Annotated in this window: 25 protein-coding genes, 4 tRNA genes and 1 riboswitch; of the genes, 13 read left to right on the top strand and 16 right to left on the bottom strand. The window is 65.8% G+C overall.

The features are described 5' to 3' along the window. Positions 1 to 164: 164 nt before the first annotated feature. The 4 genes from AC5O77_RS16560 to AC5O77_RS16545 all read right to left on the bottom strand — a co-directional run bounded on the left by AC5O77_RS16560 (position 165) and on the right by AC5O77_RS16545 (position 4,243). Positions 165 to 626 (bottom strand): GNAT family N-acetyltransferase, encoded by a 462-nt coding sequence (locus tag AC5O77_RS16560; RefSeq protein ID WP_478057080.1) that lies wholly within the window; start codon positions 624 to 626, stop codon positions 165 to 167. Between the two features lie 75 nt (positions 627 to 701). After that, entirely contained in the window at positions 702 to 2,324 is a 1,623-nt protein-coding gene (locus AC5O77_RS16555; RefSeq protein ID WP_049420983.1) for an FMN-binding glutamate synthase family protein, read from the bottom strand. Between the two features lie 55 nt (positions 2,325 to 2,379). Continuing rightward, the gene (locus AC5O77_RS16550; RefSeq protein ID WP_478057081.1) at positions 2,380 to 3,666 is read right to left on the bottom strand and encodes a nucleotide sugar dehydrogenase; all 1,287 of its coding nucleotides are present in this window, start codon (positions 3,664 to 3,666) and stop codon (positions 2,380 to 2,382) included. A 142-nt stretch (positions 3,667 to 3,808) separates the two neighbouring features. Further along, positions 3,809 to 4,243: a BLUF domain-containing protein gene (locus AC5O77_RS16545; RefSeq protein ID WP_032128935.1), complete on the bottom strand. Its 435-nt coding sequence runs from the start codon at positions 4,241 to 4,243 to the stop codon at positions 3,809 to 3,811. Between the two features lie 131 nt (positions 4,244 to 4,374). On the opposite strand from AC5O77_RS16545, the gene AC5O77_RS16540 reads away from it, so the two are divergent. Beyond that, positions 4,375 to 4,461 (top strand) — tRNA-Leu (locus tag AC5O77_RS16540). 23 nt (positions 4,462 to 4,484) lie between these two features. Here AC5O77_RS16540 and hemN read toward each other — a convergent pair. After that, complete coding sequence (gene hemN, locus AC5O77_RS16535; RefSeq protein ID WP_132809774.1) at positions 4,485 to 5,894, bottom strand: oxygen-independent coproporphyrinogen III oxidase; 1,410 nt, start codon at positions 5,892 to 5,894, stop codon at positions 4,485 to 4,487. Positions 5,895 to 5,938: 44 nt separating this feature from the next. Beyond that, complete coding sequence (locus AC5O77_RS16530) at positions 5,939 to 6,379, bottom strand: group III truncated hemoglobin (protein WP_478057082.1); 441 nt, start codon at positions 6,377 to 6,379, stop codon at positions 5,939 to 5,941. 179 nt (positions 6,380 to 6,558) lie between these two features. Here AC5O77_RS16530 and AC5O77_RS16525 point away from each other — a divergent pair, with 179 nt between their 5' ends. Both AC5O77_RS16525 and AC5O77_RS16520 read left to right on the top strand, forming a co-directional pair. Further along, a complete protein-coding gene (locus tag AC5O77_RS16525) occupies positions 6,559 to 6,846 on the top strand; it encodes a hypothetical protein (protein WP_010486039.1) in 288 nt (95 codons plus the stop codon). Further along, entirely contained in the window at positions 6,843 to 7,892 is a 1,050-nt protein-coding gene (locus AC5O77_RS16520) for a 4Fe-4S dicluster domain-containing protein (protein WP_164080509.1), read from the top strand. The genes AC5O77_RS16525 and AC5O77_RS16520 overlap by 4 nt, the downstream gene beginning before the upstream one ends. Position 7,893: 1 nt before the next feature. Here AC5O77_RS16520 and AC5O77_RS16515 read toward each other — a convergent pair whose 3' ends face one another. Both AC5O77_RS16515 and AC5O77_RS16510 read right to left on the bottom strand, forming a co-directional pair. Further along, complete coding sequence (locus AC5O77_RS16515) at positions 7,894 to 8,130, bottom strand: hypothetical protein (RefSeq protein ID WP_032128931.1); 237 nt, start codon at positions 8,128 to 8,130, stop codon at positions 7,894 to 7,896. A 353-nt stretch (positions 8,131 to 8,483) separates the two neighbouring features. Continuing rightward, complete coding sequence (locus tag AC5O77_RS16510; RefSeq protein WP_032128930.1) at positions 8,484 to 8,693, bottom strand: helix-turn-helix domain-containing protein; 210 nt, start codon at positions 8,691 to 8,693, stop codon at positions 8,484 to 8,486. A 111-nt stretch (positions 8,694 to 8,804) separates the two neighbouring features. On the opposite strand from AC5O77_RS16510, the gene AC5O77_RS16505 reads away from it, so the two are divergent. Beyond that, positions 8,805 to 9,206 (top strand): transcriptional regulator, encoded by a 402-nt coding sequence (locus tag AC5O77_RS16505; protein WP_010486043.1) that lies wholly within the window; start codon positions 8,805 to 8,807, stop codon positions 9,204 to 9,206. Positions 9,207 to 9,228: 22 nt separating this feature from the next. Next, a riboswitch (Fluoride riboswitch) is annotated at positions 9,229 to 9,292 on the top strand. Positions 9,293 to 9,374: 82 nt separating this feature from the next. Further along, positions 9,375 to 9,767, top strand: a complete 393-nt coding sequence (gene crcB, locus AC5O77_RS16500) for a fluoride efflux transporter CrcB (RefSeq protein ID WP_494506971.1) — start codon at positions 9,375 to 9,377, stop codon at positions 9,765 to 9,767. A gap of 3 nt (positions 9,768 to 9,770) precedes the next feature. Here the strand turns inward: crcB and AC5O77_RS16495 are convergent, their stop codons facing one another. Continuing rightward, positions 9,771 to 10,604: an AraC family transcriptional regulator gene (locus AC5O77_RS16495; RefSeq protein WP_032128928.1), complete on the bottom strand. Its 834-nt coding sequence runs from the start codon at positions 10,602 to 10,604 to the stop codon at positions 9,771 to 9,773. Between the two features lie 96 nt (positions 10,605 to 10,700). Then, on the bottom strand, positions 10,701 to 11,213 hold the full coding sequence (locus tag AC5O77_RS16490) for a P-loop nucleotide/nucleoside kinase family protein (protein ID WP_478057083.1): 513 nt from the start codon (positions 11,211 to 11,213) through the stop codon (positions 10,701 to 10,703). A gap of 261 nt (positions 11,214 to 11,474) precedes the next feature. Here AC5O77_RS16490 and AC5O77_RS16485 point away from each other — a divergent pair, with 261 nt between their 5' ends. The 3 genes from AC5O77_RS16485 to AC5O77_RS16475 all read left to right on the top strand — a co-directional run bounded on the left by AC5O77_RS16485 (position 11,475) and on the right by AC5O77_RS16475 (position 13,719). Continuing rightward, a complete protein-coding gene (locus tag AC5O77_RS16485) occupies positions 11,475 to 12,545 on the top strand; it encodes an alpha/beta hydrolase (protein ID WP_478057084.1) in 1,071 nt (356 codons plus the stop codon). A gap of 90 nt (positions 12,546 to 12,635) precedes the next feature. Then, on the top strand, positions 12,636 to 12,836 hold the full coding sequence (locus AC5O77_RS16480) for a hypothetical protein (RefSeq protein WP_088025576.1): 201 nt from the start codon (positions 12,636 to 12,638) through the stop codon (positions 12,834 to 12,836). A 118-nt stretch (positions 12,837 to 12,954) separates the two neighbouring features. Continuing rightward, positions 12,955 to 13,719: a thioesterase family protein gene (locus AC5O77_RS16475; RefSeq protein ID WP_478057085.1), complete on the top strand. Its 765-nt coding sequence runs from the start codon at positions 12,955 to 12,957 to the stop codon at positions 13,717 to 13,719. A gap of 15 nt (positions 13,720 to 13,734) precedes the next feature. On the opposite strand, the gene AC5O77_RS16470 is transcribed toward AC5O77_RS16475, so the two are convergent. Together AC5O77_RS16470 and AC5O77_RS16465 are read right to left on the bottom strand one after the other, a co-directional pair. Next, positions 13,735 to 14,004, bottom strand: coding sequence for a hypothetical protein (locus AC5O77_RS16470; protein ID WP_032128923.1), 270 nt, complete (start codon positions 14,002 to 14,004; stop codon positions 13,735 to 13,737). 123 nt (positions 14,005 to 14,127) lie between these two features. Continuing rightward, positions 14,128 to 14,832, bottom strand: coding sequence for an ArsR/SmtB family transcription factor (locus AC5O77_RS16465; RefSeq protein WP_478057086.1), 705 nt, complete (start codon positions 14,830 to 14,832; stop codon positions 14,128 to 14,130). Positions 14,833 to 14,937: 105 nt separating this feature from the next. Here AC5O77_RS16465 and AC5O77_RS16460 point away from each other — a divergent pair, with 105 nt between their 5' ends. After that, the gene (locus tag AC5O77_RS16460) at positions 14,938 to 15,579 is read left to right on the top strand and encodes a flavin reductase family protein (RefSeq protein ID WP_478057087.1); all 642 of its coding nucleotides are present in this window, start codon (positions 14,938 to 14,940) and stop codon (positions 15,577 to 15,579) included. Positions 15,580 to 15,589: 10 nt separating this feature from the next. Here AC5O77_RS16460 and AC5O77_RS16455 read toward each other — a convergent pair whose 3' ends face one another. Further along, positions 15,590 to 16,111: a GNAT family N-acetyltransferase gene (locus AC5O77_RS16455; RefSeq protein ID WP_121503777.1), complete on the bottom strand. Its 522-nt coding sequence runs from the start codon at positions 16,109 to 16,111 to the stop codon at positions 15,590 to 15,592. A 107-nt stretch (positions 16,112 to 16,218) separates the two neighbouring features. Between AC5O77_RS16455 and AC5O77_RS16450 the strand changes: the two genes are divergently transcribed. Beyond that, complete coding sequence (locus AC5O77_RS16450; protein ID WP_049420992.1) at positions 16,219 to 16,623, top strand: NUDIX hydrolase; 405 nt, start codon at positions 16,219 to 16,221, stop codon at positions 16,621 to 16,623. 76 nt (positions 16,624 to 16,699) lie between these two features. On the opposite strand, the gene AC5O77_RS16445 is transcribed toward AC5O77_RS16450, so the two are convergent. From AC5O77_RS16445 to AC5O77_RS16435, 3 genes are all read right to left on the bottom strand, one after another. Next, a tRNA-Cys gene (locus tag AC5O77_RS16445) sits at positions 16,700 to 16,773 on the bottom strand. 66 nt (positions 16,774 to 16,839) lie between these two features. Beyond that, a tRNA-Gly gene (locus AC5O77_RS16440) sits at positions 16,840 to 16,915 on the bottom strand. Between the two features lie 142 nt (positions 16,916 to 17,057). After that, a tRNA-Gly gene (locus AC5O77_RS16435) sits at positions 17,058 to 17,133 on the bottom strand. A gap of 130 nt (positions 17,134 to 17,263) precedes the next feature. On the opposite strand from AC5O77_RS16435, the gene AC5O77_RS16430 reads away from it, so the two are divergent. From AC5O77_RS16430 to AC5O77_RS16420, 3 genes are all read left to right on the top strand, one after another. Beyond that, on the top strand, positions 17,264 to 17,665 hold the full coding sequence (locus tag AC5O77_RS16430) for a hypothetical protein (protein WP_032128918.1): 402 nt from the start codon (positions 17,264 to 17,266) through the stop codon (positions 17,663 to 17,665). Next, positions 17,658 to 18,101 (top strand): hypothetical protein, encoded by a 444-nt coding sequence (locus AC5O77_RS16425; protein ID WP_478057088.1) that lies wholly within the window; start codon positions 17,658 to 17,660, stop codon positions 18,099 to 18,101. Before AC5O77_RS16430 ends, AC5O77_RS16425 begins: the two co-directional genes overlap by 8 nt. A gap of 64 nt (positions 18,102 to 18,165) precedes the next feature. After that, positions 18,166 to 18,648, top strand: coding sequence for a hypothetical protein (locus AC5O77_RS16420; RefSeq protein WP_223224653.1), 483 nt, complete (start codon positions 18,166 to 18,168; stop codon positions 18,646 to 18,648). The last annotated feature ends 2 nt before the right edge of the window (positions 18,649 to 18,650 follow it).

Genomic DNA, 18,650 nt, shown 5'->3' with positions numbered 1-18,650 from the left:
CCCCCCCCCCCCCCACCCCCGACCGAGACCGCGCCCCCGCAGCGCGCCCGCCCCGAACCCCCCCCCGACTCACCCCCACACCCGGATCGAGTCAACTAGATGTGTATAAGAGACAGTAGCATGGCTCGACTCTACAAGAGCAGTCGAGCAAGCTCGACGCTACATCACCACGGCCGGCGCATGCTCACTGACGCCAACGCGACGCCACTGGGATGCGGATAGGTCTCTTCGCGCACGCTGATGAACCCGTGCCGTTGATAGAACGGCACGGCGTTGAGCGAGGCCGACAGCACTACCTCACGATCACGATCGGCCATCGCCAGCAGGCGCTGCATCAGCGCCTGGCCGATGCCCTTGCCGCCGCGATCCGGATCGACGAACAACGCATCAACCTCGTTGGCATCGGTATCAAACACGCCGAACCCGAGCAGGACACCCTGCCCGTCCTCGGCCACCACGCAGCCCCCCTGCGACAACAGCCGCGCGTACTGCGACGGTGGCGGCGAGGCCGACCAGGGCGCGATGACCTCGGGAGGGTAATGGCTGCTGCAGGTCTCGCGCACACAGCGCGTGCGCAGCGCCCACAACGTGGCGACATCATCGATGGTTCCGATCCTGAACTGCATGGCGCCTCCTTGTAGGGTCGAGCTTGCTCGACTGCGTGGAAAAGCAGTCGAGCATGGCTCGACGCTACAGAATCGTTATCGCGACTTGCTGGCGCGCAGCGCCTGGATCTTCGGCGGCGGCTGGAACGAGTCGCTGCGTGCATCGGCCCAGAACGCATGGAACACCGCATGGTCGGGCACCTTGTGCAGCAGTTCGCCTGGTTCCAGGTAGCGGTACAGCGAGGCCAGCGAACGGATTTCCACCGGTGAGACGCGGCGCAGGATGTGCTCCGGCCCCAGCTCGGCCGGATCGTTCAGGCCCGCCGCACACAGCAGCTCCTTCAGGGCGTGCAGCGTGTGCTCGTGGTAGCTGTACACACGGGTGGCCTTGTCCGGTGCATCCAGATGCTTCCAGCGTGCAGGGTCCTGGGTCGCGATGCCGGTCGGGCACTTGTCGGTATGGCAGCTCAGTGATTGGATGCAGCCCAGCGCGAACATGAAGCCTCGGCCGGCATTGCACCAGTCAGCCCCCAGCGCGATGGTCCGCGCGATGTCGAACGCGCTGGTGATCTTGCCGGCCGCACCGATGCGGATGCGATCGCGCAGATCCAGGCCGACCAGGGTGTTGTGCACCAACAGCAGCGCTTCGTGCATCGGCACGCCGACATGGTCGACGAACTCCGCCGGTGCCGCACCCGTGCCACCCTCGGCGCCGTCGACCACGATGAAGTCCGGCAGCAGCCCGGTTTCCTGCATCGCCTTGGCAATGCCGAACCACTCCCACGGGTGGCCGATGGCCAGCTTGAAACCGACCGGCTTGCCACCGGACAGCTCGCGCAGGCGTGCAACGAACTGCAGCAGCTCGACCGGCGTCGAGAACGCCGAGTGACGCGAGGGTGACACGCAGTCCACACCCATCGGCACGCCACGCGTCACCGAGATCTCGGCGGTCACCTTCGGCGCCGGCAGCACGCCACCGTGGCCGGGCTTGGCGCCCTGCGACAGCTTGATCTCGATCATCTTGACCTGATCATGGGTGGCATTGGCAACGAAGCGTTCCTCGCTGAAACCGCCCTTCTCGTCACGGCAACCGAAGTAGCCCGAGCCGATCTCCCACACCAGGTCGCCGCCCATCTCGCGGTGGTAGGGCGAGATCGAACCTTCGCCGGTGTCGTGATAGAAGCCACCGCGGCGTGCGCCTTCGTTCAGCGCGCGGATGGCATTGGCCGACAGCGAACCGAAGCTCATCGCCGAGATGTTGAACACGCTGGCCGAATAAGGCTTGGCACAGTTCGGGCCGATCAACACACGGAAGTCATGCTTGGCGATGGCGGTCGGTGCCAGCGAATGGTTGATCCACTCGTAATCCACCGCATAGGTGCTGCGCAGGGTGCCGAACGGCACCGTGTCCATCTCGTTCTTGGCGCGCTGGTAGATCAGTGCACGCTGCTGGCGCGAGAACGGCACGTCTTCCAGGTCGCTCTGCACGAAGTACTGGCGGATCTCCGGGCCGATCGATTCCAGCCCGTAGCGGAAGTGCGCCATCACCGGATAGTTGCGGCGCAGCGTGCTGCGCTTCTGCAGCAGGTCCCAGGTCCCCAGCGCCACCATCGCGGCAGTCAGGCCGACGCCCCAATACCAGGCCGGCCAGATCGTGGCCAGCCACAGGCATATCGGGAACATCAGGATGGCGAGCAGGTAGACGATATACCGGTGCATGGCTTTCCTCGGTTGCAACTGCCCCCGAGTCTACCGCGCCGCCCGCTGCCAAGGCTTACAAGCGATCGTCAACCACGTTGCGCGGCCAGGCCGATTTCACGTCGTAGACCAGGCCTCCCGGCGCCAGCAGCCCCCGGATTGCGGATTCATCCATCGCCTTGAAACGGGCGTGGGCCACTGCCAGCACCACCGCGTCATAGCACCCCGCCCTGGGATCGGCCAGCCAATCCAGGCCCTCGCCGGTCAGCGCCGCCGGGCCGACCCAGGGGTCGCTGACCTCCACCTGCGCACCGGCATCACGCAGGCGTTGCGCCAGTTCCAGCGCGCGGCTGTTGCGCAGGTCCGGGCAATCCTCCTTGAAGGTCACGCCCAGCACCAGGATGCGTGCGTCCGCCGGCGCACGGCCACGCTCGGCCAGCATCGCCAGCACCCGCGCCGCCACGTGCTCGCCGACGCGGTTGTTGACCTGTCGTGCGGTGTGGATCAGGTCCGGGTGATAGCCCACGCTCTCAGACTTGTGCAGCAGATAGTACGGGTCCACGCCGATGCAGTGGCCGCCGACCAGCCCCGGCCGGAACGGCAGGAAATTCCACTTGCTGCCGGCGGCGTCCAGTACGTCCTGGGTATCGATGCCCAGCCTGTCGAAGATCAGGGCCAGCTCGTTGACCAGCGCAATATTGACGTCGCGCTGGATGTTCTCGACCACCTTGGCCGCTTCGGCCACCCGCATCGACGGTGCCGGGAAGGTACCGGCGGCGATGATGCGCTGGTACAGACCATCAATCACCGCAGCGACTTCCGCTGTCGAGCCGGAAGTGATCTTGCGGATGTCGGCCAGGCGCCGCTGGCGGTCGCCGGGGCTGACCCGTTCCGGGCTGTAGCCGCAATAGAAGTCTTCGTTGAAGCGCAGGCCCGAACCCTGCTCCAGCAGCGGCACGCACACTTCCTCGGTGGTACCGGGGTAGACCGTGGACTCGTAGATCACCAGGTCGCCGGCGCGAAGATGACTGGCAATCAGCCGTGTCGCCGAACGCAGGGGCTCCAGGTCGGGCTGCTCGTAAGCATCGATCGGGGTCGGCACGGTGACGATGTAGACGTTGCAGGCATCGAGCAGTGCGGGATCGCTGCCGTACTGCAGCAGCTGCGCACTGGCCAGCTCGTCGGATTCCATTTCCAGCGTGTGGTCCTGGCCGTTGCGCAGCTCGGCGATGCGACCGGCATCGATATCGAAACCCAACGTCGGCCACTGCCGGCCAAACGCCACCGCCAACGGCAGGCCGACGTAGCCCAGGCCGATCACCGCAAACCGGGGTGCGCTGGCCGCCGCTACCGGCGCACTCATCGGCACATCCCGCGCAACGGATGCGATCGCACATACGCTGCCATGGCCTCGGCCAACACACTCATCTGCTGCACCACTCCGGAAAACCTGCGCCAGAAAGGCTACAGCCTACCGGCCCCGGCGCCCTGCCGCCAAGGCGGGCTCAGGACCCCAACGCCACCGCGGCCGGTTCCAGTTCGCCGTCTGCGCCGGTCCAGGCCTGCAGCAGGCGCTCGAATCCACCACTGCCAAGCAGGAAGCCGGGCCACGCGGCGTCGACGATCTGTGCCAGCAGCTCCGGTTCGATCCGCCGCGTGCCCATCGACCAGCGCGGAAATGCGCGCTGCACCACGGGGGCACGGCACAACACTTTCAGCTGCCCGTGGCTGCGCGCATTGAGGATGCGCTGGAACACCGAATCGATGCCGTCCTCCGGGCCCTCGAGATACTGCAGGAAGCGCGCTCCGTCGAACATCAGCACACCGGTGACACCGGCTACACGATTGAATGCCGTGGCGTCGGCCAGCAGGCGGTCAAGATCGGTTGTCTGCAGATCGGCGCGGGCCTCACTGGCATAGGCAATCGCGTGCAGCGACATCAGGTGGCTCCCCCCCTGGGAACGATGGCAGGGACTATGACATGAATGCGATCGACAGTTAAGCACGCCGCGGCCATGATGCAATCCGGTTGCGGAACCGCAGGTGGGCTACAATCGGCGCCGCGCTGCAGGCCCGGATGGCGAAACTGGTAGACGCATCGGACTTAAAATCCGCCGGGGGCAACCCCATGCCGGTTCGATTCCGGCTCCGGGCACCACACGCACGCAGCACGTCCCGCTTTCAGATCGCCCGCGAATAACGTGGTTGCTCGTGCGCGGCACGCAGATACGGGTCAAAGCACATCGCCAGCAGCCGCAGCAGCGGTCGCCCGGGTTCACTGGCACGCACCACGCCATCGCGGTATTCGGCCAGGCCGTCTTCCTGCAGCCTCTGTACCGAACGCAGGTCCTCGGCGAAGTACTGCTCGAAATCCACGCCGTGACGCTGCCCCAGCAGCACGCCATCCACCTCGCCCTGGCACATCAGCTGCTGGATCAGTTCCGCGCGCAACTGGTCGTCGGCACTCAACGCCACGCCGCGCCAGACCGGCAGCTGGCCCTGGTCCACCGCGTCCTCCCACGACGGCAGGTCGCGCGGATTCTGGCTGTAGGTGGCACCGATGTGGCTGATCGCACTCACGCCCAGGCCGAGCAGATCGGTATCGGCGTGGGTGGTATAGCCCATGAAGTTGCGATGCAGCTGGCCGGCGCGTTGTGCGCGCGACAGATCCTCTTCCGGCAACGCAAAGTGATCCATGCCGATGTACTGGTAGCCCGCCGCGGAGAGCTTCTCCACCGCCAGGCCCAGCAGCGCCAGCTTGTCTTCCGGTGACGGCAAGCGGCTTTCGTCGATCTGCTTCTGCGCGCGGAACAGATGCGGCAGGTGCGCGTAGCCGTAGACCGCCAGGCGGTCCGGGCGCAGCGCCAGCACCAGCTCGAGGGTGCGACCGAAGCCTTCCAGGCTCTGTCCCGGCAACCCATAGATCAGATCGACGTTGACCGAACGCATGCCGCTGTCGCGGCAGGCACGCAGGATGTCCAGCGTCTGTTGCACGCCCTGCACGCGGTTGATCGATTCCTGCACCTGCGGATCGAAATCCTGCACGCCCAGGCTGGCCCGGTTGAACCCCAGCCGCGCCAGCATGGCGACGTCGCGGGTGTCGATGAAGCGCGGATCGAGTTCGATCGAGAAATCGCGCTGCGGCGAATCACTGAAATCGAAGCGCCGGCGCAACCCTTCCACCAGCGTGGTCATCGCTTCGGCATCGAGGAAGTTCGGCGTACCACCACCCAGGTGCAGCTGGATCACCTCGCGGCCGTCATCGAACTGCGGCGCCAGCAGGTCGGCCTCGGCCAGCACGCGTGAGACGTAGCTGTGGCCACGACCGCGATCACGGGTGATCACCCGGTTGCAGCCGCAGTAGAAGCAGGGACTGGAACAGAACGGCACATGCACGTACAGCGACAGCGCACGGGCCAGCTGGTTGCTGTCGGCGATCGCCTGGCGCAGCGCCGGCGCGTCGAAGCCATCATGGAAATGCGGCGCGGTCGGGTACGAGGTGTAGCGCGGGCCCGGCCGGTCGTGCCGGCGCAGAAGATCGGGGTCGAAGGTCCAGGCCAGGCCACCAGCGGCGGGAGAGAACGTGTCCATGCCGCCAGCATCGCGCCGGGCGGCCTGCGCCGCCTTGACCCAGATCAATCCTTGCCGGGGATCCCCAGCACCGGCAGGCCGACCTGCGGCCAGCGCAGCATCTGGTAGCGCTTCCAGAAGGTGTCACCGATGCGCGCGGCCACGTCGTTGGCCAGCTCCTGCATCGGCGGGTTGTTGCATTCGGCGGTGGTGATCCGGAACAGCACCAGCCAGCGGTCGAACAGGTCCTTGTCCAGCTCGATGGCCATGTGCTTGGACATCGGCGAGCCCTTGAACCGGCGGGTGCCGCGCAGCATCGCCGACCAGAAGTCGACCAGCTGCGCCAGGTGCTCGGGCCAATCGTGGACGTGCGCGCCGAACACCGGCCCCAGCCGCTCTTCCTCGCGCACGCAGGCATAGAAGTCGTGAACCAGGCGGGTCACTTCCTGCTCGGTGCACAACTCGAGCGAGGCGACGGGGAGGACAGGCGGCGGTGTTGCGTTCATCGGGGTACCCAAAGCGTGCCGGCAGTGTGCCGCAGCCGGCCATCACCACCGTTGATCCAGATCAATGTCGGCGCAGTCCGCTGCGCCTAGGCTGGCACGCTTGCAGGAAGCATGCCCTGCGGATGCGGCGCCGACCCTGGCGAAGTATACGCGCCGCCCACTTTTCGATCCGGGACAGCATGAACAGACCTTCTCCCAACCGCCGCCAGCGGCTGATCCAGCAGTGGGGCGCCATCCTCTGGCCCAGCTTCATCGCCGCCGGCGTGGCCAGCGTGGTGTTCTTCGCCTTCGTCGATCCATTGCGCCTGCAGGCCATCAGTTTCCCGGGCACCGCAATCAGCCGCGAACTGGGTTACACGGCGGGATTCTTCATGTTCTGGTCGGTGACGGCACTGTCCAGCGCGGTCACCTGGTACCTGCAGCGGCCCATGCCGAGCGATGACGACGACGAGCTGCCGCTGGGATGAGCACGTCATGTACCCGGACTCCCCGTCCCTGGCACTGGCGCGGCACGCTCAGCGCCGCCCTGCTGGCGCTGTTCTACGCACTGCCGTGGCTGCGCTGGGAGGGCCGCCAGGCGCTGCTGCTGGACATCAACGCGCGGCGATTCGACCTGTTCGGCTGGACCCTGTGGCCCGGCGACGTCGGCGTACTGATCGGCCTGCTGGCGGTACTGGCCGTCGGCCTGGCGCTGCTTACCCACCTCGCCGGACGCATCTGGTGCGGCCATGCCTGCCCGCAGACGCTGTGGCGGCGCGCCTTCGACTGGATCGCCCGCAGCGCGGCCCGCATGCTGCCGGCACCTGCTGTACGCCCGGTCACCCAGCTGGCCTGGGGACTGCTGTCAGTGTGGACCGGCATTACCTTCGTCGGCCTGTTCAGCCCGATCACCGGCTTGCTGGCCGCCGCGCCAAACGCTGGCTGGAGCGGCTGGGAAACGTTCTGGGTACTGTTCTATGCCGCTGCCACCTGGGGAAACGCCGGTTTCCTGCGCGAGCAGGTCTGCCGTTCGCTGTGCCCGTTCGCACGCATGCAGCCACTGCTGACCGATCCGCATACGCCGCGCATGCTGTACGACGCCCGTCGCGGTGAGCCGCGCGGGCCACGTCCATCCGGGCTTGGCGGGGTGCTGGGCCGTGGCCGCGGCCTGCTCGACCCGACCACTGCGCAGGACTACGTATTCCGCGCCGCGCATCCGCTGCTGGCTGGACCGATGCCGACCTTCAGCGCCGACCGTCTGGGTGATTGCACCGATTGCGCGGCCTGCGTCATTGCCTGCCCGATGCAACTGGACATCCGCCAGGGACCGCACGCCGATTGCCTGGCCTGCGGTGCCTGCCTGGAGGCCTGCGCACAACAGCAGCACCGGGCCGGTTTCGGTCCGGCGCTGGTGCGCTACTGCAGTCCCCAGGCAATGGCCGGACAACCGAAGCGCCTGTGGCGACCCCGGACGTTGGCGCTGCTGTCCTTGTTGCTGGCGCTGCTTGCCTGCGGCGCCTGGCGCCTGCTCTGAATCAACGCGACCCGCTGGCGTGCGGCGGCACAAGCTGCGCACGCCGGACGATGCCCAGCTGTTCGATGATCAGCGCCATTTCGTTGGTGACTTCGGTACGCTCGGTCCCCTGCGGGACCAGACGGTCCAGCACCTGCTGGTAGGTATCCCAGAACGCCGGACCGCATCCGTGTTTGTGGTAACTGGCTTCCAGTTCGCGGCGTACCCGTTCAGCCAAGCCATGCATGCCGTATTCCATACGACCTCCGTTGGACTTGTTCTGCATTGTTGACGGTCTACCGACTCACTTGCGTGCTACTGAAAGACTCCCAGGCTTCACGCTTGGTTGACTCCAATTAGTCATAGATTTCACGACAGGTCAATTACATGCGGCGACTTTAGCGATTGAAATTATTAATCGTTCACGAAACTACATACGGGACCCCGGGCCCCCCGGATGGGGTGAAGCCGACAGGCCGCGGGAACCATGGACCGATGACTCCAGTAGATGGCGCCGATTGTGACCCTCAGATCGATCGATCTTGCCTATTTTGCTAAGCATACTTAGCAAATTGCGCTTAGCGTGCTAAATGCGACAAAAGGCGGCGCAAGTCAGATGGATTCGCCCGCCGACGCTTCTGTCGTGGGGAACAGGTTCGGATAGCGCTGATGCAGGATGTACTGCCGCAGGGCCGGAATCGGGAAATCCTTCGGCCATTGCGACACTGCGGAACGGCTGATGCCAAAGAAGCGGGCCAGTTCGGCATCGGTCTGGAATCCCAGCCGGGTGCGCACCTGCCGCTTGCTCCAGAATTCGGTCACGGTCGGTCCTTCTGTTAACCAGACTGATTCTTGCGACAAGGCTTCTTCGCAATCCACGCGTTAAGCTGGCTTGCATAGATGAATACTCTCGGCCAACGACTCGCGGCAGCCATGAAGAAAGCCGGGCACCCACGCCCGGCCGATCTGGCACGCGCCGCCAAATCAACGACAGCAACCATCAGCAACTGGCTCAACGACCACGTGAGCGCCTCGCACGTGAAAGCCGAACAGCTGTTCCGCATCGCCGATGCGGCCAAGCTGGACGCACGCGAGCTGCTGTACGGGGTCAGCGGGCTCGGCGTCGGTGAGCCTGGCAGTGCCTACATCCCCAGCCAGGCCCATCTGGATGTCTGGCAGGACGCCTACGAGCTGGTCAGTCACCTGGTGGCCGAGAACGGGCTGGAGATCGACCATCGCCGCCATGCAGCGTTGGATCTGCTCGCGTTCGAACTGCTGATGGATGGCTTCAGCCGCAGCAAGGTCGCCCGCGTGCTGACGACCTCGATGACGTGAATGCACCGCCGCTGGTAGCATGGACCGCGATGGGGATGGGGCTCCCCCGATAACCGCCTGAGAAGGCTGATGGCTCCTGCCAGGACGAACCCGGTGTTCGTCGACGGCAGGTCGTGCCTGCCCTCGGCGTTCGCCATTGACCCTGCGAACCCGCATTCGAGGCACGCCATGCAAACACTGAACAATTATTTCCTGGTCTTCGTCGGAGGCGGCATCGGTGCCTGCCTGCGCTATGCCTGCAACCTGATCGGCGCGCGGGTGGCCGTCGGCAGTCCCTGGCCCTGGTCGACCTTCCTGATCAACGTCAGCGGCGCCCTGCTGATGGGCGTGGTGGTCGAGGTCTTCGCGATGCGCAATGGCGCCTCGCCGCAGCTGCGCCTGCTGCTGGCCACCGGCATCCTCGGCGGCTACACCACGTTTTCCACCTATGCGCTGGAGATCGGCCTGCTGCTGCAGCGTGGCCAGCATGGGCTGGCGGCACTGTATGCCGGCGGCTCGGTGGCACTGGGCCTGGCCGGCCTGTTCGGTGGGATGAAGCTGGCCCGGCTGGTGCTCGGCTGACGCTCAGGCCGCACTGGCACGGGCCTGTCCCCGCCATTCCCGCGGCGACTGCCCGGTGTGCGCCTTGAACGCGCGCGACAGCGCCGCTTCGCTGCCATAGCCCACATCATCGGCAATCCGCTTCAGCGGCCGCCCCTGGCGCAGTGCCTGCTGCGCCAACCCCACCCGCCAGCCCTGCAGGTACTGGCCCGGCGTGGTGCCCATCGCCTCGCGGAAGCTGGCGGCGAACACGCTGCGTGACATGCCGGCCACTTCGGCCAGGTCCTCCAGCGTCCACGCCTGCGCCGGCGCTTCATGCATCGCCACCAGCGCCAACCTCAGCCGCGGATGACCCAGCCCGGCGAACAGGCCGCCACGCATCTCGCCGCCTTCCATCAGCTGGCGCAGCACCTGGATCATCACCACCTCGAACAGCCGGTTGACCATCGCCGCCCGCCCGCAACGCTGCTCGAACGCTTCTTCGAACAGCAGTTCCAGCGCCGCGTTGCCGCCATACAGATCGGCCAGCGGCAGGCAGATGAAATCAGGCAGCGCGGCGCTGATCGGATTGAGCCGACCGCCCTCGAAATGCAGGTTGGCGCAGGCCATGTCGGCGCCCTGCTGCGGGTCGGTGCTGAAGCGATGCGGCATCGGCCGCGGATACAGCAGCAGGCTCGGCACTTCGACCTGCACGGTCTGCTGCCCGTGGCTGACCTGCACCGGCCCGCGCCGCACCAGGTGCAGCTGACCCGCCTCGTCTTCGCCCTCCAGCGTGTTGATGCCGCACAGCGCACCGGCATGGAATACCGAGGCGGTCACCGCAAAACGTTCAAGCAGTATGGCGAGACGGTCGACCATGACGGGACTCCGGGTCAAGCGAGGCGAGCTCAATGCGACAGATCGTATCGGAATCACCACCGAAATGGTCGACTGAACGCCGCCCTCTCCGCGCCCTCAAGCCTCCTGTGAATGACGGATCACCACGAAGCCCTCCTCCTGCGCAGGTGCCACGAAGTGACGGGTGATCTGCTCGAAGGCTTCGTCGCTGGGCTGGAACGGGTGCTCACCGCGCGCGTTGCGGGCATGCAGCCGCGCCTTGCAGATGGCGTCGGCAACATCGAGAAAATGCAGCTGGTGGGCAACACCGGCCGACTCGAACAGTTCGCGGCCCCATGCACGGGCGGCCGGCGTATTGAACGGAACGTCGAGCACGACCGAAACGCCGGCCTGCAGGATCGCGCATACATGCCGCGTCAGCGCTCCGCGCAGCGCGGCCGCGCGCTGCAGGTAATCGGCAACGGAATGGATCTGGTCGGGATACAGCGCGGCCAGCCAGGCGTCCTCGCTGATCAGCACGTGACGTGGCTGCGCCGCCAGCTGCTGCGACAGGGTGGATTTGCCGGCACCGATCTTGCCGCACACCAGGTGCAGGGTCGGCGCATTGTCGGTCGATGAAAGGTGATGCACCTGCGTTCTCCTTGATGGATTCCAGTATCCGGGAGAGCGCCGCATGCAACCCGCCTTCCCGGGCGGGTTGCATGGCCGTGGCGACCGCGCGCTATCCCGCCTTCCCGTGGGGAATGCGGATAATCGACGCGGTGCTGTGCAGGACCATGCCGCCAGCGTAGAGCGCAGCCTGGCCGGCGGGCAATCCCCTGCGGCAGTGCAGCGCGCGCAACAATTCGCAGGCATCTATGCTCGGCGCCATTCCCGGATGGAATGACCAAGATGCGCCCCTTGCTTCGATGCGCCCTCGCCCTTCTGCTGCCTGCGGCATCGCTGCTGGCTGCGCCACCCACTGCACCACGCATGCTCAGCGGTGAACTGCAGGGTGCCCCCTGGCGCCTGGACGTGCCGGCTGACTGGAACGGCGACCTGGTGATGCTGGCGCATGGCTACGAGCCGGTGGGCGTGCCACGCACTACGCCGATGACCGCCAATGACAGCACTGCAACGCTGCTGGCCGCAGGCTACGCCGTCGCGCAGAGTGCCTACGCCAGCCAGGGCTGGGCCGTGGCCGATGCGATCACCGACATGGAGCGCCTGCGCCAGCATGCGCTGGGCGAACTCAAGCGCGTGCACCACACCTGGCTGCTCGGATTCTCGATGGGCGGCGCGGTGACACTCGCCAGCCTCGAGCGCTACCCGCAGCACTACACCGGTGGCGTCTCGCTGTGCGGCGCCAACCTCAGTGGCGAACAGATCGCCGCGGATCTGCTGACAACGCTGGTCGCCTTCGATTACTTCTTCCCCAACGCGGAAGGCCTGCCGGCCAGTGGACTGGCCTCGCGCGAAGCAGCCGCGTTGCCGCAGGGAGCGCTCTATCAAGGCATCGCCGGCGCGCTGCAGCAGAACCCCCAGCATGCCGACGTGCTTGCCAGGCAGCTGCAGGTCGCTCCGGATGCGCTGGCCGGTACGATCAGCCTGCATGCACTGGTCCTGCACGAACTGGCGACACGTAGCGGCGGCATGCCGGTGGGCAACAGGGGCGTGGTCTACCGCGGCTTCGGCGACGACACGGCGTTCAATGCCGGCGTGCAGCGTCTCGACGCCGCGCCTGCGGCGCAAGCCGATGTCCGTGCGAAGCTGGCACTGAGCGGCGCGTTGAAGCGGCCGCTGGTGATCCAGTTCAACAACAATGATCCCACCATCGTGCCGCATATGCAGGCGGTGTATCCGCAGCTGGCGGCGCATGTCGGCGCACGGCCGTTGCCGCGGGTGCTGCCTCCGGCAGGCAAAGGGCATTGCGGCTTCTCTGAAGCCGATGTGGTCGAGGCGTTGAAGGCTGCACGGCGGTGAGCACAACGCGTGTCGCGGTGCATCAAGGCCGCGATGGAAGGACTGCTATGGTAGCCCCGCCCATTGAAGGGCACACAAAGGACTGACGTGATGATCAAGACGACCTTGAAGACCGTGATGTTCCTTGGCATGGCCGTAACCGGCCTGGCCTTCGCCGCAGGATCCTGCGAGTTCTGCACGCTGAAGTACGAGCAGTGCCTGCGTACATCACATGGACCGCTGGGCAAGACCTCCGAGCAGTGTCTGGCCGAGTACAAGCTGTGCCGCGAAACGGACTGCCCGTCGCCCTGACCGGCATCCAGCCGGCTCCTGCGGGAGCCGGCTCAGCCGGCCACGCTGCCAAACGCTTACGATGCAGGGACCCGCGCAGCATCTGCCGCCTCCCCCCCCTGCTGACACAACGCATACGATGGCCTTCTTCGAACGACTGAGCGACACCCGCTACCTGCCGACCGAACACACGGGCGGCGCCTGGAACATCCGCGAACAACACATCGCACCTGCGATCGGGCTGCTGGCGCACCACCTGGAACGCGACGCCGCAGCGCGTGGGCACGGTTTTCTGATCGCGCGCCTGTCCTACGACATCCTCGGCACCATTCCGATCGAAGCGATGGAGGCCGACGTACAGGTGCTGCGCGGTGGTCGCACCATCGAACTGGTCGAAGCCACGCTGCGCCATGACGATCGCCCGGCGCTGCGCGTGCGTGCATGGCTGATGCGCCCGAACGATACGCAGGCCATCGCCGGCACGCCGATCACCGGCATTGCTCCGCCGGAATCAATGCCCGCGTGGAACCCAGGTACGGTCTGGCCAGGCGGTTTCATCAAGAGCGTGGAGATCCGCCGACATGATCAGGGGCCCGGCCGTGCCACCTACTGGGCGCGCGCGAAGCACGCGCTGCTGGACGGCGAGCCGGTCAGTCCGCTGGCCCGTGCCGCCACCCTGTTCGATCTGTCCAATGGCATGGCCGTGCGCGCCGATCCGAAGGAGGTCGCCTTCCCCAACCTCGATCTGACCGCGCACCTGTTCGGCATGCCCGAAGGCGAGTGGCTGGGCTTCGACACGTCGGTGTCGTTTGGCCACCAGGGTCTCGGCTTGACCAGCACCGTGCTGCACGATGCGCGCGGTCCGATCGGCATGCTCGGCCAGGCACTGACCGTACGCCCGTGACCCCAAAGGGCGGCGTCAGCCGCCCAGCGTACCCATGGTGAAGGTGTAGCCGGAGCTCATCAGGAATTCGCGCATGCGCATCTCCGCGCGCCGCGGTGAGGCCAGGTTGGCCGGTGCATACAGCGCGTAGACCACGCCCGCGCCTTCGATGGCTTCACGCCGCACGCCACAGTGGCGGGTCTCCGAAGCAATCACCCATCCATCCTTCAGTCGATCCGGTCCGATCGACTGGCCGTTCATCAGGCGGAACGTCAGCCAACGTACTTCCACAGAAGATTTGCTCATTGCCGGCATACCGCCAGCGTGCCGCGATCGTTCATGTCCTTGCTCGCCATTGCAGCTCCCTAAGACTTGGAACTCGACCATAGCGCCTTGCCATGTCGTGGGCGAATGAGACTGGAGGGGCCCTTATGTCGCCAGGCCGAACCGCGTCCACAGCGCTTCGCGCCCCGGCTGCGTCAGCCGCAGTTCACGTCGACCCTCAACCCGCCGAAGCCAATCGTTCTTCACGAAGCTGTCCAGCATCGCCTCGCCGACCAGCCCGGCCAGATGCGGGCGCCGCTCGGTGCAGTCCAGGCATCCTCGGCAGTAGCGCGCAGGCTTGACCGTCACGGGAAGCCGCAGCAGCTCAGCCAGCGGCTGGCCGAGCTCCTGCAGGAACGCTGCGCCCTCCACACTCACCTGCCAATGCGCCTGGTGCGGGACCAGGTGCCCTGCCTGCAACAAGCGGTCGGTAATCGCCACCGCATGCACACCGGCCAGATGCCGGTAGCAGGAACGCGCCTGGCGCAACGCCGGCATGCTGCGTGATGCCTCAGCGGTGCAGGACGGCGTGCGGTCCGCAACGCGCAGGATGCCCTCCAGCATGTCGGCAACCTCGTGCGAGGCCAGCCGGTGGTAGCGGTGTCGCCCCTGCGCGACAGCAACCAGCAGATCGGCCTCGACCAGCCTGCGCAGATGCGTGCTCGCCGTCTGCGGTGTCACCCCAGCCACGCGTGCCAGCTCCGTCGCGGTATACGCACGCCCATCCATCAACTGCAGCAGCATGGATGCGCGCGCCTGGTCGCCAACCAGGGCACCGACGCTGACAAGGGAACCGGAGGTGTGGACCATGCCCGCATTGTGGCACGCCGTTGCAGGCCGACAGTTCGATGCAGGCCGAAGCGTCGGCACCCGCTGCCACGGCACAGTGGCCACCCCGATAGTGCTAGGCCTGCCATGAATTCCGCTCCGATTCCCCGCCGCTGCATCACCCCTTCGGTCCTGTACCCGGGCACGCCTGTGTTGCTGATGACCACGCTGAACGACGACGGCAGCAGCAACATCAGTCCGTTGTCTTCGTTCTGGGCCCTGGGCAACCGGGTAGTGCTGGGCCTCGGCGTGCAGGGTCAGGGCTATCGCAACCTGCAGCTGCGCAGCGAGTGCGTACTGAACTTCCCATCCTCCGCGCAGGCCGCACAGGTCGAGGCCATCGCGCGCGCGACAGGCTGCGATCCGGTGCCCACTGCCAAACAGGCGATGGGCTACGTGCACGTCCGCGACAAGTTCGCGCTGGGGGGCTTCAGTGCGGTCGCCTCGACGCACGTCGCGCCAGAGGCGATTGCCGAGTGCCCGCTGCAGGTGGAAGTCAGCGTGATGGCGATGCACCCGCCCGCCGAGGATGACAGCCAGGGCTTCGTGATCGTCGAAGGACGGATCCGTTGCGTGCATGCGCACGAAGCGATCACCGTGGCTGGCACCCAGCACATCGATGTCGCCCACTGGAAACCGTTGATCTATCTGTTCCGCCACTACCTGAGCGTGGGTGAACCAGTCGGGCGCAACTTCCGCGCGCAGACGCCGGTCCACGATCCGGCGTAGAGCGGGTGATTCAAGGTGCCGGCGATGGTGGGTGGCTGGTCACTGAAATCCAGTACGACACCATGTCCACATAGCGGCCGTCGCGCTTCACCGCGCGCGGCTCGACGCCGGATTCGGTGAAACCCAGCGATTCATACAGCGCGCGCGCGGCGGCGTTGTCCGCCAGCACCGTGAGAGTGAGCGATTCGATGCCTTCCGCGCGCGCAGCCGCGAACGCGGCAAGAAGAAGCTGACGGGCGATACCCTGGCCTCGATGGCCAGCACCCACATGGACACTGTGCACTTCCGCCGTATGCCGTCGCGCCAACCGCACCGGGCGTACGTAACGCAGGAAGCCCACCAGCATGCCGTCAACGAACGTGCCGAAGTAGCGCGTGCCGGGATCGGCAAGCTGGGCGCGCATCACGTCCGCCGAGTCATTCTGCGCCTCGGCCAGCGTGGACAGGAACGCCGCGGGCGACTCGCGAAGGGCCTGCAACCGTGCTTGCCAGAGAGTATCGGCGTCGTCAGCGCCGAGTTGCCGGAGAAGCATGCGACACACCTGTGAGGTTGCTGATGCACAGGTGCCCAGCCTAGCGCGGGTTCGCCTGATACGGCGTGCATGCAAGAATGAAGACAGCTCCTTCTTCACTCTCCGCCATGACTGAACTTCAGATTCCCCGCGTTGGATGCGGCGCCGTCGTCCGTGATGCCGACGGCCGCATCCTGCTGATCCAGCGCGGACGCGATCCGGAGCGCGGGCACTGGGGCCTGCCCGGCGGCAAAGTCGACTGGATGGAAACGGTGGAGGCTGCCGTGGTCCGCGAAACTCGCGAGGAGACGGCGTTGGAAGTGACGCTGCTGCGCCTACTGTGCGTGGCCGATCATTTCGAGCCGGCGCTTGCGCAGCACTGGGTCGCGCCGATCTTCGAGGCACGGGCACCTGCGGGTGCCGAGGCTTCCATCCAGGAGCCGGGCGTGCAGACTGGCCTGGGCTGGTTCGCGCTGGATGCTCTGCCCCAGCCGCTGACGCAGGCCACGGTGCAGGCGCTGGCCAGGCTGTAGCGGATATCGATCCGGACGCAGGTTAACTGGCATCCAGACAAACAAAAAGCCCTGACCGGAGTCAGGGCTTTTCAATTGGAGGCCTCAAGCGGAATCGAACCGCTGTAAACGGATTTGCAATCCGGTGCATAGCCACTCTGCCATGAGGCCAACGTACTGCACGCCAGGAACGGAGCCCTGACAAGACAAAACCCCATGATGGGGCCTGTCGGAACATGGAGCGGGAAACGAGACTCGAACTCGCGACCTCAACCTTGGCAAGGTTGCGCTCTACCAACTGAGCTATTCCCGCGTAAGCCGCCATGGTACCGGAAATCCGGAACACACACCAGCGATTTCACCTTTCTGACTGCGCGTAAAGCCTTGCGGCCCAACGTGCCCCGCCTTGCCGTGGCGGGAGAAAAACAAGGCCCCTACCGGGGCCCTGTAGAATCTGGAGCGGGAAACGAGACTCGAACTCGCGACCTCAACCTTGGCAAGGTTGCGCTCTACCAACTGAGCTATTCCCGCAGATTCCGTTCGACCTGCGTCGAAGGAGCGTTATTGTGTCCAAATTCCTTCACGCCGTCAACAGTCTTCACACGATGCGGTGATGGGCGTCCGCACTGGGGTACGCTGCCCCGCCCAGCCCCGTGCGCCCATGTTCCTTCGCGGCAAGCCCCTGTTGATCGCCCTGCTGCTGCATCTGCTGGTGGCCCTGCTGTACTGGGCACTGATTCCGCTGGGAATGAACTGGTATCGCGACCATTTCGGCTTCACCTCCCATCGCGACATCAGCCTGGGCATCGCGCAGTTCTACCTGTTCTGGATGTTCCTTGGCGCCCAGCCACTGATTGCGGTGCTGCGGCCGCTGTTCGCCAAGCTGTTGGTGCTGGCGGTTCCGCTGACGTTCGCGACCTGGACGCTGATGCACAACCACCCGCTGCGCCTGCTGTACTTCACTGTCGGGCCTGGCCTGCTGGCGCTGGCCGCGATCGCCACATCGGTGTGCTATGCATCACGCAGCCGCCTGCCCGCTACCATGGACACCGCCGATGCCTAGACGTTACATCCGCCTGTTCTGGTTGCTGGTCGCGCTGACCTGGCTGGCGCTGATCGCCGCACTGGTCAATGCCGGCTTCACCCCGGACTACTGGTTGCTGCACCGCCTGGAAGGCACCGAACTGCCCTACCCGACCAGCACTGTCATCGTGTTCGCGTTGCTGGGCACGGTAGAACTGGTCGTGGCCGCCTTGATCGTGCGGCCATGGAAACTGAAGCGACTGTGGCTGCGCCTGTTGATTGCCTTCGTTCTGCTGCTGGCGTGGTCGGTACCGTGGATGCTGTCGGCCATGCATCAGCCACCGGTGCACGGCATGCACCTGCTGTGGTTGCTGCTGCTGGACGTGGGACTGCTGCTGGCGCTGTGCGTGGTGTCGCTGGTCAGCGTCCTGGGACGCATTTCCGGCAGGAAGAAGACCCCGACTGCGGTTCCTTAAGGCGCTGGATCCGAGGGCTTCACCGCTTCATTTTCGGATCTCTTGCATGGATTGCGGCAGGCCGATGCAGGAAGTTGAGGATCCGCCAGCGACGAACGCCTGCATCGTGCCCCTGCCCATCGCATTCCGTGCTCCCCCTTCCTTCTGGCTGCTGGCATCACTCATCTGGCTACTGCTGGTTGCCGCGCTCATCCATGCCGGCTTCAAGCCAGACTACTGGCAACTGCGTCACACCGAGTCCGGGACACTGCCCTATCCCATCGGCTCGGTGATCACGTTCGCGCTGATCGTCCTCGTGGAAATGACAGCGCTGGGCCTGGCTGTGCAGCCATGGCGGTTCCGCCGCCTGTGGCTGCGGATCCTGATCAGCCTCATTCCATGGCTGGGGTGGAACGTCCTATGGGGCTTGGCTGCCATGCATCAATCCCCCGTGCGCGACGTCCATTCGAACTGGCTGCTCGGCATGAGCGCCATCCTGCTGCTGGCACTGCTCGTGGTTGTGCCGGCCTCGCTCTGGCCTCGCCTGCGACGCTGGCTCGGGAACTGAGG

The sequence above is a fragment of the Stenotrophomonas sp. INTA L402-1 genome (assembly GCF_059295135.1).
Note: the sequence above shows the minus strand (reverse complement) of the source record. Positions and strands in the feature narration are given on the sequence as shown.

Coding starts and splice junctions, on each gene's coding strand:
- AC5O77_RS16560 (WP_478057080.1), bottom strand. CDS start 626: ATGCAGTTCAGGATCGGAACCATCGATGATGTCGCCACGTTGTGGGCG.
- AC5O77_RS16555 (WP_049420983.1), bottom strand. CDS start 2,324: ATGCACCGGTATATCGTCTACCTGCTCGCCATCCTGATGTTCCCGATA.
- AC5O77_RS16550 (WP_478057081.1), bottom strand. CDS start 3,666: ATGAGTGCGCCGGTAGCGGCGGCCAGCGCACCCCGGTTTGCGGTGATC.
- AC5O77_RS16545 (WP_032128935.1), bottom strand. CDS start 4,243: ATGTCGCTGCACGCGATTGCCTATGCCAGTGAGGCCCGCGCCGATCTG.
- hemN (WP_132809774.1), bottom strand. CDS start 5,894: ATGGACACGTTCTCTCCCGCCGCTGGTGGCCTGGCCTGGACCTTCGAC.
- AC5O77_RS16530 (WP_478057082.1), bottom strand. CDS start 6,379: ATGAACGCAACACCGCCGCCTGTCCTCCCCGTCGCCTCGCTCGAGTTG.
- AC5O77_RS16525 (WP_010486039.1), top strand. CDS start 6,559: ATGAACAGACCTTCTCCCAACCGCCGCCAGCGGCTGATCCAGCAGTGG.
- AC5O77_RS16520 (WP_164080509.1), top strand. CDS start 6,843: ATGAGCACGTCATGTACCCGGACTCCCCGTCCCTGGCACTGGCGCGGC.
- AC5O77_RS16515 (WP_032128931.1), bottom strand. CDS start 8,130: ATGGAATACGGCATGCATGGCTTGGCTGAACGGGTACGCCGCGAACTG.
- AC5O77_RS16505 (WP_010486043.1), top strand. CDS start 8,805: ATGAAGAAAGCCGGGCACCCACGCCCGGCCGATCTGGCACGCGCCGCC.
- crcB (WP_494506971.1), top strand. CDS start 9,375: ATGCAAACACTGAACAATTATTTCCTGGTCTTCGTCGGAGGCGGCATC.
- AC5O77_RS16495 (WP_032128928.1), bottom strand. CDS start 10,604: ATGGTCGACCGTCTCGCCATACTGCTTGAACGTTTTGCGGTGACCGCC.
- AC5O77_RS16485 (WP_478057084.1), top strand. CDS start 11,475: ATGCGCCCCTTGCTTCGATGCGCCCTCGCCCTTCTGCTGCCTGCGGCA.
- AC5O77_RS16480 (WP_088025576.1), top strand. CDS start 12,636: ATGATCAAGACGACCTTGAAGACCGTGATGTTCCTTGGCATGGCCGTA.
- AC5O77_RS16475 (WP_478057085.1), top strand. CDS start 12,955: ATGGCCTTCTTCGAACGACTGAGCGACACCCGCTACCTGCCGACCGAA.
- AC5O77_RS16470 (WP_032128923.1), bottom strand. CDS start 14,004: ATGAGCAAATCTTCTGTGGAAGTACGTTGGCTGACGTTCCGCCTGATG.
- AC5O77_RS16465 (WP_478057086.1), bottom strand. CDS start 14,832: ATGGTCCACACCTCCGGTTCCCTTGTCAGCGTCGGTGCCCTGGTTGGC.
- AC5O77_RS16460 (WP_478057087.1), top strand. CDS start 14,938: ATGAATTCCGCTCCGATTCCCCGCCGCTGCATCACCCCTTCGGTCCTG.
- AC5O77_RS16455 (WP_121503777.1), bottom strand. CDS start 16,111: ATGCTTCTCCGGCAACTCGGCGCTGACGACGCCGATACTCTCTGGCAA.
- AC5O77_RS16450 (WP_049420992.1), top strand. CDS start 16,219: ATGACTGAACTTCAGATTCCCCGCGTTGGATGCGGCGCCGTCGTCCGT.
- AC5O77_RS16430 (WP_032128918.1), top strand. CDS start 17,264: ATGTTCCTTCGCGGCAAGCCCCTGTTGATCGCCCTGCTGCTGCATCTG.
- AC5O77_RS16425 (WP_478057088.1), top strand. CDS start 17,658: ATGCCTAGACGTTACATCCGCCTGTTCTGGTTGCTGGTCGCGCTGACC.
- AC5O77_RS16420 (WP_223224653.1), top strand. CDS start 18,166: ATGCAGGAAGTTGAGGATCCGCCAGCGACGAACGCCTGCATCGTGCCC.